10 protein-coding genes and 1 other RNA gene are annotated in these 11,821 nt (G+C 71.3%); 7 read left to right on the top strand and 4 right to left on the bottom strand.

The window, feature by feature from the left end; all coding sequences use genetic code 11:
• Window positions 1-55 precede the first annotated feature (55 nt).
• The 3 genes from AB0D93_RS29000 to ssrA all read left to right on the top strand — a co-directional run bounded on the left by AB0D93_RS29000 (window position 56) and on the right by ssrA (window position 2,340).
• Window positions 56-1,231, top strand: coding sequence for a S41 family peptidase (locus AB0D93_RS29000; protein WP_362125249.1), 1,176 nt, complete (start codon window positions 56-58; stop codon window positions 1,229-1,231).
• A gap of 68 nt (window positions 1,232-1,299) precedes the next feature.
• Window positions 1,300-1,842: an SsrA-binding protein SmpB gene (gene smpB, locus AB0D93_RS28995; RefSeq protein WP_153535457.1), complete on the top strand. Its 543-nt coding sequence runs from the start codon at window positions 1,300-1,302 to the stop codon at window positions 1,840-1,842.
• Window positions 1,843-1,971: 129 nt separating this feature from the next.
• Window positions 1,972-2,340: a transfer-messenger RNA gene (gene ssrA / locus AB0D93_RS28990) on the top strand.
• A gap of 131 nt (window positions 2,341-2,471) precedes the next feature.
• On the opposite strand, the gene AB0D93_RS28985 is transcribed toward ssrA, so the two are convergent.
• A complete protein-coding gene (locus tag AB0D93_RS28985; RefSeq protein ID WP_362125246.1) occupies window positions 2,472-3,698 on the bottom strand; it encodes an MFS transporter in 1,227 nt (408 codons plus the stop codon).
• 84 nt (window positions 3,699-3,782) lie between these two features.
• Here AB0D93_RS28985 and AB0D93_RS28980 point away from each other — a divergent pair, with 84 nt between their 5' ends.
• Window positions 3,783-4,769 carry a LysR family transcriptional regulator gene (locus tag AB0D93_RS28980; protein WP_362125243.1) on the top strand — a complete coding sequence of 329 codons (987 nt, stop codon included), beginning with the start codon at window positions 3,783-3,785 and terminating at the stop codon, window positions 4,767-4,769.
• A gap of 19 nt (window positions 4,770-4,788) precedes the next feature.
• On the opposite strand, the gene AB0D93_RS28975 is transcribed toward AB0D93_RS28980, so the two are convergent.
• The 3 genes from AB0D93_RS28975 to AB0D93_RS28965 form a co-directional block, all read right to left on the bottom strand.
• Window positions 4,789-5,874 (bottom strand): ABC transporter substrate-binding protein, encoded by a 1,086-nt coding sequence (locus AB0D93_RS28975; RefSeq protein ID WP_362125240.1) that lies wholly within the window; start codon window positions 5,872-5,874, stop codon window positions 4,789-4,791.
• Between the two features lie 65 nt (window positions 5,875-5,939).
• Window positions 5,940-6,815 (bottom strand): ABC transporter permease, encoded by an 876-nt coding sequence (locus tag AB0D93_RS28970; protein WP_362125237.1) that lies wholly within the window; start codon window positions 6,813-6,815, stop codon window positions 5,940-5,942.
• The gene (locus AB0D93_RS28965; RefSeq protein WP_362125234.1) at window positions 6,812-7,684 is read right to left on the bottom strand and encodes an ABC transporter ATP-binding protein; all 873 of its coding nucleotides are present in this window, start codon (window positions 7,682-7,684) and stop codon (window positions 6,812-6,814) included. The genes AB0D93_RS28970 and AB0D93_RS28965 overlap by 4 nt, the downstream gene beginning before the upstream one ends.
• 237 nt (window positions 7,685-7,921) lie before the next feature.
• On the opposite strand from AB0D93_RS28965, the gene AB0D93_RS28960 reads away from it, so the two are divergent.
• The 3 genes from AB0D93_RS28960 (at window position 7,922) to AB0D93_RS28950 (ending at window position 11,791) form a co-directional block, all read left to right on the top strand.
• Complete coding sequence (locus AB0D93_RS28960) at window positions 7,922-9,571, top strand: sensor histidine kinase (protein ID WP_362125231.1); 1,650 nt, start codon at window positions 7,922-7,924, stop codon at window positions 9,569-9,571.
• Complete coding sequence (locus tag AB0D93_RS28955; protein WP_362125228.1) at window positions 9,571-10,260, top strand: response regulator; 690 nt, start codon at window positions 9,571-9,573, stop codon at window positions 10,258-10,260. Before AB0D93_RS28960 ends, AB0D93_RS28955 begins: the two co-directional genes overlap by 1 nt.
• Before the next feature lie 160 nt (window positions 10,261-10,420).
• Window positions 10,421-11,791, top strand: coding sequence for a nitrate/nitrite transporter (locus AB0D93_RS28950; protein WP_362125225.1), 1,371 nt, complete (start codon window positions 10,421-10,423; stop codon window positions 11,789-11,791).
• Window positions 11,792-11,821 lie beyond the last annotated feature (30 nt).

Below are 11,821 nucleotides of genomic sequence, written 5' to 3'. Positions count from 1 at the left end.
GGGCCGTACGGGCATCGGCCCGTGCGGCCCTTCGCGTTGTCCTAGACTCACCGCCATGTCAGGCCGAGACCTGTTCTGTCAGCCCCGTCGCTTCCGCCGCGGGGCCGCCCTGACATTGGTCTTCGCCGGCGTCCTGGTCACCGGCGCCGCCACCGGCTCCTTCCCGGAGACCGAGCCCGCCGCCTCCGTGCGCAGGGCGACCGCCGGACCTGCGCCCACGGCCAGCCGGCACGAGGACGTCCAGAAGGCGGCCGCCGACGCGATGGCCGACGGCAAGTCCCCGATGGACGCCGCCGAACAGGCCGTCAGCCGCAGCGGGGACAGGTGGGGCGCCGTCTACTCCGAAGGCGAGTACCAGGAGTTCCAGGAGGCTCTCGACGGCCGCTACACCGGTGTCGGCCTGTGGGCGCGACGCGAGCTGGACGGCCGGATCGAGGTGACCAAGGTGCAGCCCGGCTCGCCCGCCGCCGAGGCGGGGATCCGCAAGGGCGACCGGCTGCGCAGCGTCGACGGCGGCAAGGTCGACGGGCGGCCCGTCACCGAGGTCGTCTCCTTACTGCGCGGCGACGCCGACGACGCGTCCGCCGGTACGCCCGTCACGCTGGGCCTGCAGCGCGGCACGCGCGCGTGGACGGAGACACTGCGCCGGGCCAGCCTGTCCACCGACTCCGTGACCGTGCGCCGGCTGCCCGGCGGGGTCACCGTCATCAGGATCGCCGCGTTCACCAAGGGCTCCGGGGACGCCGTCCGCGCGGCGGTCCGGCAGGCCCCGGCCGACGGCGGGGTCGTCCTGGACCTGCGCGGGAACTCCGGCGGCCTGGTCACCGAGGCGGTGGAGACCGCCTCCGCCTTCCTCGACGGCGGCCTGGTCGCCACCTACGACGTCGACGGCGCCCAGCGCTCCCTGCACGCCGAACCCGGCGGCGACACCGACCGGCCCCTGGTCGCCCTGGTCGACGGCGGCACGATGAGCGCGGCCGAGATGCTCACCGGGGCCCTGCAGGACCGCGGCCGCGCGGTGGTGATCGGCTCGCGCACCTTCGGCAAGGGCTCCATCCAGATGCCGACCGACCTGCCCGACGGCTCGGTGGCCGAGCTGACCGTCGGCCACTACCGCACCCCTTCCGGCCACGCCGTCGACGGCCGGGGCATCACCCCCGACCTGGACTCCGGCCCGGACGCGCTGCGGCGGGCCGCGACGGTCCTCACCGGCCTGGGCGACGCTTCGTAGCCACTCGTAATCGGCTGTACTCACACCCCCGGTGTGGTGCGAAAATGGTCGGCACTATGAGCAAGGGAATGTACGTACCGAAGGAGTCCCAGCCCAAGCAGGGCGGCGGGGCCGCCAAGGCCCGGGACGGCGAGAAGGGCGGCAAGCGCAAGATCGTCGCCCAGAACAAGAAGGCCCGGCACGACTACGCGATCATCGACACCTACGAGGCCGGGCTCGTGCTCATGGGCACCGAGGTCAAGTCGCTGCGCGAGGGGCGGACCTCGCTGACCGACGGCTTCGTCCAGATCGACCGGGGTGAGGCGTGGCTGCACAACGCCCACATCCCCGAGTATCACCAGGGCAGCTGGACCAACCACTCCGCGCGCCGCAAGCGCAAGCTGCTCCTGCACCGCGAGGAGATCGACAAGCTGGAGTCGAAGTCCCAGGAGACGGGTCACACGATCGTGCCCCTCGCCATCTACTTCAAGGACGGCCGCGCGAAGGCCGAGATCGCCCTCGCGCGGGGCAAGAAGGAGTACGACAAGCGGCAGACGCTGCGGGAGAAGCAGGACCGGCGGGAGTCGGACCGGGCGATCGCGGCGGCGAAGCGCAGGCAGCGCGGCGTCTAGCCGGCCGACCGCCGGGGAATAGGCTGGCACCGTCGTGCGTTGGTCACGTACGATGGCAGTGCACTCCACAGAGGGTGCGCGGACCCTCCACGGAGGGATCGAACTGTTGTTAATTAAACACAGCAACATGGGGATGATCGGTTTCGACAGCGGCTGTCGAAGCAGGGGAAGCGTGTCGAGGAAGCGGCAATGATCTCGTAAACCATATGTCGCAAAAAATAATCGCCAACACCAAGCGCGATTCCTTCGCCCTCGCTGCCTAAGTAGCGACTTGCGAAGTGTCAGCCCGGGGCTGTTCCCGACCCGGATCCTGGCATCAGCTAGGGAACTAAACCTTGATCCCGGTCACGGGGTGAAGAGGGAAACCAAACAGTGACTGGGCCCGTCGGCGACTTGTTCGCGTGATCGCCGGGGCCGAGAAAAGCGCAGCGGACTGCACACGGAGAAGCCCTGATTCCGCACCGTTGGACGCGGGTTCGATTCCCGCCATCTCCACCAAACCCCTCCGGGGGTTCACCCCATGTGGGCAAGGCCCCGTCGCTCCTCAGCGGCGGGGCCTTTGTCGTGGGGGCGCTTCGCCGTCGCCAGGTACGGGTGCCTGGCGGCTGGCCGCGCAGTTCCCCGCGCCCCTAGGCAACCGCGGTGCCGTCGGCCTCTCGGCGCGGCGGCACCCGGTCGGCGCCGGTGAGAGTGCCCACCCCCAGGGCCAGGGCAGCGGCGCTCGCCGGGACGGCGTAGGCGGCGGTGGGGGACAGGTGCTCCGCCGCCCAGCCCCCCAGTGCCGAGCCGCATGCGATCCCCGTGAGCAGACCGGTCACCACCAGGCTCATGCCCTCGTTCAGGCGGTCGGCCGGGGTGCGTCGCTGTACCAGCGTCATCGCCGTGACCATCGTCGGTGCCGTCGCCATCCCCGCCACCAGCAGCGCACCGGCCAGCGCCCAGAGCGAACCGGCGGTCCCCGCGGCGGCCCACGGCAGCGTCATCAGCGCCGCCATCCCCGCCAGGCAGTGGCCCAGCCGCACACCCGCCGGCTTCATCGCCCCGAACACCAGGCCCGCCACGCAGGAGCCCGTCGCCTGCAGGGCGAGGACGGCGCCCGCCGCCGCGCGATGTCCCAGCGCGTCGGCGTAGGCGATCGTCACGACCTCCATCGAACCGAACACCGCCCCGGTCGCGGTGAAACAGACCAGCAGTGGGGGCAGACCCGGACTGCGCAGCGGTGACCGGGCCCGTGAACCGGCCCGTGGCGGCGGCTCGGTGGCGCGCTGGGCGGCGAACAGCAGCATGCCGGCGCAGAGCAGCACCGCGCCGGTGAGCGTGCCCGCCTCGGGGAAGAACGTGCCGGTGAGGAAGGATGCGAGCACCGGGCCGAGCATGAAGCACAGCTCGTCGGCGGCCTGTTCGAAGGAGTTCGCGGTGTGCAGCGCACCGGGGTCGTCGCCCAGCAGGTGCGCCCAGCGGGCGCGGGACAGGCCGCCGATGTTGGGGGTGGCGGCGGTCGCGGCGTACGCGGCGAACAGGGTCCAGTCGGGGGCGCCGTAGCGCACGCACAGCAGCAGCGCGAGGCTGCCGAGGACGGAGAGGAGCGTGGCCGGTACGGCGATGCGGGCCTGCCCGTGCCGGTCGACCAGCCGCGCGATCCAGGGCCCGGCCAGCGCGGTCGCCGCGAGACCGGTCGCGGTGACCGCGCCGGCCAGGGCGTACGAGCCCCGCGAGCCGGCGATCATCACGACCGCGCTCACGCTGAACATGCCCATGGGCAGGCGGGCGAGGAGGTTGCCGGTGGTGAAGGCCCGGGAGCCGGGGAGGGAGAAGAGACGGCGGTAGGCGCGGGTCGCGGATATGAGCGGGGGCATGGGTCCACCCTCGCCCGGAGTGGATCAAGGGGTCCAACACCTTCTCGGCGCCGATTCACGCACCCGTGTTGTAAGTTGCGTGCCGTGCCCGACCCCGTGGACCCCCGTCTCCTGCGTGCCTTCGTCGCCGTCGCCGAGGAGCTGCACTTCACCCGGGCGGCCGCCCGTCTGTACGTCGCCCAGCAGGCCCTCAGCCGTGACGTACGGCGGCTGGAACGGGAGTTGGGCGCCGAACTCCTCGTACGGACCACCCGGCAGGTGACGCTGACCGCCGACGGCGTCCGGCTGCTGCCGTACGCGCGCCGGGTCCTGGCGGCGCAGGACGAGTTGCTCGCGGCCTTCGGACAGGCCCGCGCGCTGCTGGTGGACCTCAACTCTCCGGGCCTGGTCACCGGCCGCCGGGTGCTGCACCGGGCCCGTGAACTCGCCCCGGACTGCGAGCTGATGGCCCGCTACGAGAGCGGCCTGACCGGCGCCGCCGAACAGCTGCTGTCCGGTCGGCTGGACGTCTCGTTCGGCCGTTTCGCCGGCCTGGACCCGGCGCTCAGGTCGGGCCTCGAACAGCAGCCGGTGCGGTACGAGCCGATGGCCGTCGTCCTGCCCGAGGACCACCGGCTGGCCGGTCTGCCCCAGGTGCCCGTGGCCGAGCTGGCCGGGGAGACGGTGTACGCCGGTGCCGGGAACCCGCGCACCCCGGAGTGGACCGATCTGGCCCGCGCTCTCTTCGAGGAGTACGGCGTCCGGCTCGCCCCGCCCCTGCCGCTGGCCGTCGGGGACGAGGAGTTCGAGCGGATCATGGCCAAGAGCCGGCATCCGGTGCTGGCCGTGGTGGACTTCCCCGCCCTGCCCCGCACGGTCCTCCGCCCCCTGGTCGATCCCGTGCCGCTGTCACCGGTCTCCCTGGTGTGGCGCAGGGGGCTGGTCCATCCCGGGCTGGACGCCCTGCGCGGGGCGGCGGCCCGGATCGCGGAGGCGGAGGGCTGGCTGCGCCGGCCGGGCGGGAGCTGGATCCCCGCGACGGACGACAGGACGATGAGCGCCGGCCGGGGGCAGGCTCCGCGCCGGCCGTAGCCGGCGCCGGAGCCCGGGATCAGCCGTCCGCGCCCGCCGGGGTCGTCGTGGTGGTGAGGCCCTCCTTCTTGTTGGCCGCCATGGCGAAGTCGTTGGTGAACGTCGTGGCGAGGTTCACCTTCGAGGTCGCGTGGCCGACCAGGACCTCGGTGGCCAGGACGTTCTTCGGGCCGCCCGCCGGCATGATGCCGTCCGGGAGGAACTGCCCCTTGTCCTCGGTCAGGGCCTTGACGTAGTCGGCCTTGGTCACGAGCTGGTTCTGCACGAACGACTGCGGCAGCTTGTCCGCGATGTCGGCCGCGCTGTGGGTGTTGATCCAGTGCATGGTGGCCACGAGCGCGTCGACGACCTTCTGCACCGCGTCCTTGTGCGAGTTCACCCAGTCGGTCCGGGCGATGACACCCGCGGCCGGCCAGGCGCCGCCCGTCGCGGCCTTGGCACCCTGGGTGGTGGCCACGTCGACCGCCGAGAAGCCGACGCCCTTCTTCTCGATCGCGGCGACCGTCGGCTGCGTCGTCATCACGCAGGCGACCTTGCCGTTCTGCAGCGCGGCGATGGCCGTGGAGCCCGCGCCGACACCGATCCGGTGGAAGTCGCCCGTCTTGACGTTCTTCCTGGCGGCCAGGAACTGGGTGAGAGTGTCGGTGCCCGAGCCCAGGTCGGTGACGCCGAGGGTCTTGCCCTTGAAGTCGGCGGCCGAGTGCACTCCGCTCTTCGTGGCGCACATCTCCCGCTCACCCGGCGCCCCGGACAGCTGGACGACGTCCTCGACGGCCTTGCCCTTCACCTGGAAGTCGATCGTGTGGTTGTACCAGGCGCCCGCCATGTCCACCTGGCCCGAGGCCATGGCGTCCTCGGCACCGGTGCCGCCGTCCTGCTCGGTGCTGAGCACGACGTTGACGCCGTACTTCTTGTAGAAGCCGAGGTTCTGGGCGAGCTGGTACGGCAGGTAGATCTGCTTGTCGATGCCGCCGGCCATGAGCTTGACGGTCGGGGTGCCGCCGGAGCCGCTCGAACCGGAGCCGGCCGAGCTGCTGGAACACGCGGTGGCCGCGCCGAGGGTGAGGACGGTGACGAGCGATGCGGTGAGGGCTCTGCTGAACATGGCGGCTCTTTCCTTTCGGGGGTACGGGGACGCGCAACGCGGGGAGAGGGAGGTGGAGGGGGAGTTCACAGGGAGTTGGCCTCGGAGGCGGCCGGCGGGCGCCAGGCCAGCAGCCGGTGTTCGAGCTTGCCGATCAGCCACTCCGCGCCCAGCACGATGACGGCGATGACGAGCATCGTCGCGAACACACCGTTGGGGTCGAAGTTGTTCTGCGCGGTCTTGATCACGAGACCGAGGCCGCTCTGCGCGCCGAGCACCTCGCCGACCAGCGCGCCGACGATGGCGAAGCCGAAGGCGCTGTGCAGGCTGGCGATGATCCAGGTGAGCGCGGAGGGCACGATGACGTGCCGGATGATCTGGGTCTGGGAGGCGCCGAGCACCCGGGCGTTGGCGAGGATGTTGCGGTCGACCTCGCGGACGCCCTGGAAGGCGTTGAAGAAGACGATGAAGAACACCAGCACGGCGGCGAGCAGGATCTTCGGGGTCACGCCGATGCCGAAGGCGACGATGAAGATCGAGCCGAGGACGATCCGCGGGATCGCGTTGACCATCTTGATGTAGGGCCCGAGGACGTCGGACAGGTAGCGGCTCTGGCCGAGCGCCACACCGAAGACGACTCCCGTGACGGCGCCGACGGCGAAGCCGACGAGCGCTTCCTGGATGGTGGTCCAGATGTTCGTGTAGAAGGAGCCGAACTCGGTGCCGTTCTGGAAGAGGTCGAGCAGCCGGGTCCAGATGCCGGACGGCTGCCCGAAGAAGAACGGGTCGACGATGCCCCAGGCGGTGAAGGCCTGCCAGCCGCCGATGACGAGGGCCGCGATGCCGATGCGGCCCGCCCACACCCGTGCGACGCGGCGCCGGGCCGCCTGCCTGGCGGCGGCCGCCGCCGAGGCCTGTCCGCCGCCCGTGACCGAGTCGGGCGCGGTGGACGTCGTGGTCATGCGGTGCCTCCTGCGGTGCGTGCGTAGGCGCGCTCGACCTCTTCGCGCAGCGTTTCCCAGATCTGTTGCTGGAGTTCGATGAAGCGGGGCTGGAAGCGGATCTCCTGGACGGAGCCGCGCGGGCGCGGCAGGTCGATGTCGAAGACCGCCTTGACCGACCCGGGGCCGGAGGTCATCACGACGACCCGGTCGGCGAGGGCCACGGCCTCGTCGAGGTCGTGGGTGATGAAGACGACGGACGGGCGGATCTGCTCCCACAGGCCCAGCAGTTCGGTCGACATGATCGCCTTGGTCTGCACGTCCAGGGCGCCGAACGGCTCGTCCATGATCAGGATCTTGGGTTCGTTGATCAGCGCCGCGGCCATCGCCACGCGCTTGCGCATACCGCCGGAGAGCTGGTGCGGATACCGGTCCTCGAACCCCGTGAGGCCCACCCGGCGCAACCAGTCACGGGCCGAGGCCTGCGCCTGCTGCTTGGGCACGCCACGGAAGACCGGTCCCATCAGCACATTGCCGAGGACCGTCTTCCAGGGCAGCAGGGCGTCCGCCTGGAACATGAAGCTGACGCCGTCGGTGATGCCGTCCACTTCACGGCCGCCGACCCGGACCGAGCCCTCGCTGGGCCGGTCGAGCCCGGACACCATGCTCAGCGTGGTCGACTTGCCGCAGCCGGTGGGACCGACCACCGCACAGAACTGGCCCGGCTCCACGGTGAACGACACGCCTTGCAGCGCTGTGAACACCTCACCGGCAGGGGTCAGGAATCGCTTGGTGAGCCCGGATATCTCGATGCGCGCGTCCTCGCGCGCCGCCGCAGCGGTGCCGCCGCCGGCGTTCGGGCTCTTCGCGACATCGTTTCGCGAAGCCATGTGAGGCCTCTCCTTCCACACCTCGTCGGGGTCGAGGAAGGCAGACGCTAGAGGCCACCCGGTGTGACGTCGCTGTTTCCGAGGTATCCCGCGATAGCCGCGTAAACCGGGGTTCTGCTCGTTTAGCTCAGCGCTCCAGGGGTGGGCAGGATTTCGGCCATCAGGCACAATCACGCCACCACGGGTCCGGCGCAGGGCCGGCCCGGCAGCAACCGGAACAGGGGCGAAGAGGCACCTGTGACACCCATCCGTATACGGACCGGGCGCGGCGGGAGGGGGAGACTGTCCGCGCGGATCCTGGTCAGCCAGCTCGTCATCCTGGCGCTCACGGGCGTCATCGGATTCGTCCTGTTCGCCTTCGCGCAACGCTCCGCCCTCGACCGCACCTACGAGGAGCGGGCCGTGGCCATCGCCCGGACGACGGCCGCGGACCCGCAGATCCGGCGGGCCATGCAGCAGGGCGGCGGTGACGTCGTCCAGGCCGTCGCCGAGCGGATCCGGCAGTCGTCGGGTGCGTCGTACGTGGTGGTCATCGACCTGCGCGGCATCCGCCACTCGCACCCCATGCCGGAACTGGTCGGCTCGCGGGTGTCCGAGCCGGTCGTGGCGCGGGACGGCCGGCCGCACGTCGGCACCGACCAGGGCGCCACCGGGCGGTCCGCCAACGGCCGGGTCCCGCTGTACGGGCCGACGGGCGAACTGGTCGGCGAGGTGTCGGTGGGCATCCCGGAACACGACGTGCTCGGCGAACTGTGGCACGAGCTGCCCACCTTCGCCGTGTACGCGGCGATCGCCACCGCGCTCGGTTCGGTGGCCGCGTTCGGCCTGGCCGGGCGGCTGAAGCGGACCACGTTCGGGCTGGAGCTGGAGGAGATCGCCGGGCTGCTGCAGGACCGTGAGGCGATGCTGCACGGCATCCGGGAGGGTGTGCTCGCCTTCGCCCCGGACGGCAGGATCACCGTGGTGAACGACGAGGCCCGCCGCCTGCTCGGCCTCGGCACCGCGCTCGGCAGCACCCTGGCGGAGGTGCTGCCCGACGGACGGCTGCGCCGGGCCCTGGACGGGACGCTGACCGGAACCGACATCAGCGTGCTGACCGACGAGCACTGCCTGGTCGTCAACCGGATGCCGGTGACCCTGCACGGGCGCGCACTGGGCGCGGTGGTGACCGTCCGCGACCGCACCGAACTGGTCGGGCTGCTGCGGGAGCTGGACTCGGTGCGCGGGCTGACCGACGCGCTGCGGGCGCAGCAGCACGAGTTCACCAACCGGATGCACACGGTCGCCGGGCTGCTGGACATCGGGGCGCACGACGACGCGTACGAGCTGGCCGTGGAGTCGGCGGGCGGCGGGCAGGCGCTCACCGAGTCCGTGCGGGGGCGGATCGGCAACCCGCTCATGGTCGGCCTGGTCGTGGCCAAGACCACGGTCGCCGCCGAACGCGGGGTGTGCGTCGAACTCGACGACGACTCCGCGCTGGGCCAGGACCCGCCCCATCTGCCGCGGCTGCTGACGATCGTCGGCAACCTGCTGGACAACGCGATCGACGCGGCGGGCGACGGGCCGCCTCCGGCGGGCGGGCGCGCGGTGCGGCTCACGCTCGCCGAGGACGAGCGGGGCACGACCGTACGGGTGGCGGACTCCGGCCCCGGCATTCCGCCCGGCGCCCACGACACGATCTTCGAGGACGGCTGGTCGACCCGCCCCGACCGGGGCACCGCCCGACGCGGCCTGGGCCTGGCCCTGGTCCATCGCCTGGTGTCGCGGCACGGTGGTGCGATCACCGTCAGCGAGGGCCCCGGGGCGGTCTTCACCGTACGACTGCCCCTGCCGGACCTCGTGACGGCCGGGCGGACGAAGTCGTCGCCCGTGGGAGGTGACCGCTGATGATCCGCACCCTGGTCGTGGACGACGACTTCCGGGTCAGCCACATCCACTGCGACTACGTCTCCCGGGTCCGGGGCTTCGAGGTGGTGGGCGAGGCGGCGACCGTGACCGAGGCGCTCCAGGCCACCTCCGAACTCCGCCCCGACCTGCTCCTGCTGGACGTCTTCCTGCCCGACGGCAGCGGACTGGACGTCCTGCGGCGGCTGACCGGGGACGCGGGCGGTGCCCGCCCCGACGCCATCATGATCACCGCCGACCGGGACATCGCCTCGGTGCGCACCGCCATGAAACTCGGCGCCGTGGGCTATCTGGTCAAACCCTTCGGCTCCGCCGACCTCGCCGAGCGGCTCACCTCGTACCGCGAACTCCAGCACCGCGTCGACACCCTCGGGCAGACCACGGAGACCGAACAGGCCGATGTGGACGCCCTGTTCAGCGCGGTCCGGCCACCCGCCGTCCCCCGGGTGCCGGCCAAGGGCCACTCGGCGCCCACGCTCGCGCTGGTCCAGCAGGCGCTGCGGGCCGCCCACCGCGACCTGTCGGCAGCCGAGGCCGCGGAATTGACCGGCGTCTCCCGGGCCACCGCCCAGCGCTACCTGTCGTACCTCGTCAAGGAGGGCATGGTCCGGCTGATCCTGCGCTACGGGGCGACGGGCCGTCCGGAGCACCGGTACCGCATCGCGTCCTGAGCTCCCGGCGGCCCGCCCTCACCGGGCCGCCTCCCCGCGAGTGAGAGCAACGTTCCCTTCCGGTCACCCGCAGCCACAGGCACGGAAACGCGTCCTCCCTACCTTCGGGCTCAGTGAGTCGTACGGCAGACAGAGCAGCCCGGAGCCCCCTGGAGGAGCGATGACAGCCCCAGTCCCCACCCGACGAAGTGGCCGCTGGATCGAGCGCTGGGACCCGGAGGACGAGGGATTCTGGAGGGCGACCGGCGAGCGGATCGCCAACCGGAACCTCTGGTTCTCCGTGCTCTCCGAGCACATCGGCTTCTCGGTGTGGACCCTGTGGTCCGTGCTGGTCCTCTTCATGGGCCCGGAGTACGGGCTCACCCCCGCCGACAAGTTCCTGCTGACCTCGATGGTCACCCTCGTCGGTGCCGTCGTGCGCGTCCCCTACACCTTCGCCGTGGCGGTCTTCGGCGGCCGCAACTGGACGATCATCTCGGCCTGCCTCCTCCTCGTACCGACGATCGCCGCCTTCGCGGTCATGGAACCCGGAACGTCCTTCACCACGTTCCTCCTCGTCGGCCTGCTGGCCGGCATCGGCGGCGGCAACTTCGCCTCCTCCATGACCAACATCAACGCCTTCTTCCCGCTGCGGCGCAAGGGCTGGGCGCTCGGCCTGAACGCCGGCGGCGGCAACATCGGCGTGCCCGTCATCCAGCTCGTCGCCCTCGCCGTCATCGGCGCGAACGGCGGCCCGCGCGTCCTGCTGGGCATCTACATCCCGCTGATCGTCGTGGCCGCGACCCTCGCCGCCCTGTTCATGGACAACCTGGCGACGGTGAAGAACGACACCGGGGCGGCCAAGGACGCCGCCAGGGACGCCCACACCTGGATCATGTCCTTCCTCTACGTCGGCACCTTCGGCTCCTTCATCGGCTACAGCTTCGCCTTCGGCCAGGTCCTGACGATCCAGTTCGGCCGCACCCCGCTCCAGGCGGCCTACCTCACGTTCATCGGCCCGCTGCTCGGCTCCCTGATCCGCCCGCTCGGCGGCCGGCTCGCCGACCGGTTCGGCGGCGCCCGCATCACCCTGTGGAACTACGTCGCCATGGCCGCCGCCACCGCCGTACTGATCGTGGCGAGCCGGGAGAAGTCGCTGGGGCTGTTCGTGTCCGTCTTCGTCGTCCTGTTCGTGCTCAGCGGGCTCGGCAACGGCTCGACGTACAAGATGATCCCGGGCATCTTCCAGGCGAAGGCCCTGGCCAAGGGGCTGACGGGGGAGGCGGCCGTGGCCTGTGGACGGCGGCTGTCCGGCGCCTCGATGGGGCTGATCGGCGCGGTCGGCGCGCTCGGCGGCGTCGGCATCAACCTGGCCTTCCGCCAGTCCTTCCTCTCCTACGGATCCGGCACCGGCGCCTTCGTCGCCTTCCTCGCCTTCTACGCCCTCTGCTTCGCGGTGACGTGGGCCGTATACCTTCGCCGCGCGGCGCGGCAGGGTGGGACAGTGCCGGCAGCGGAGACAAAGCCGCAGCTCAGCTACGCCGAAGTGTGACGTAACACCGGTGACATCAAGCCGAACCGA

Source organism: Streptomyces sp. NPDC048191, assembly GCF_040652655.1.
In the GTDB taxonomy this organism is placed as follows: Bacteria; Actinomycetota; Actinomycetes; order Streptomycetales; family Streptomycetaceae; genus Streptomyces.
The sequence above is the reverse complement of the archived record's forward strand: the minus strand, read 5'-3'. Positions and strand labels throughout refer to the sequence as shown.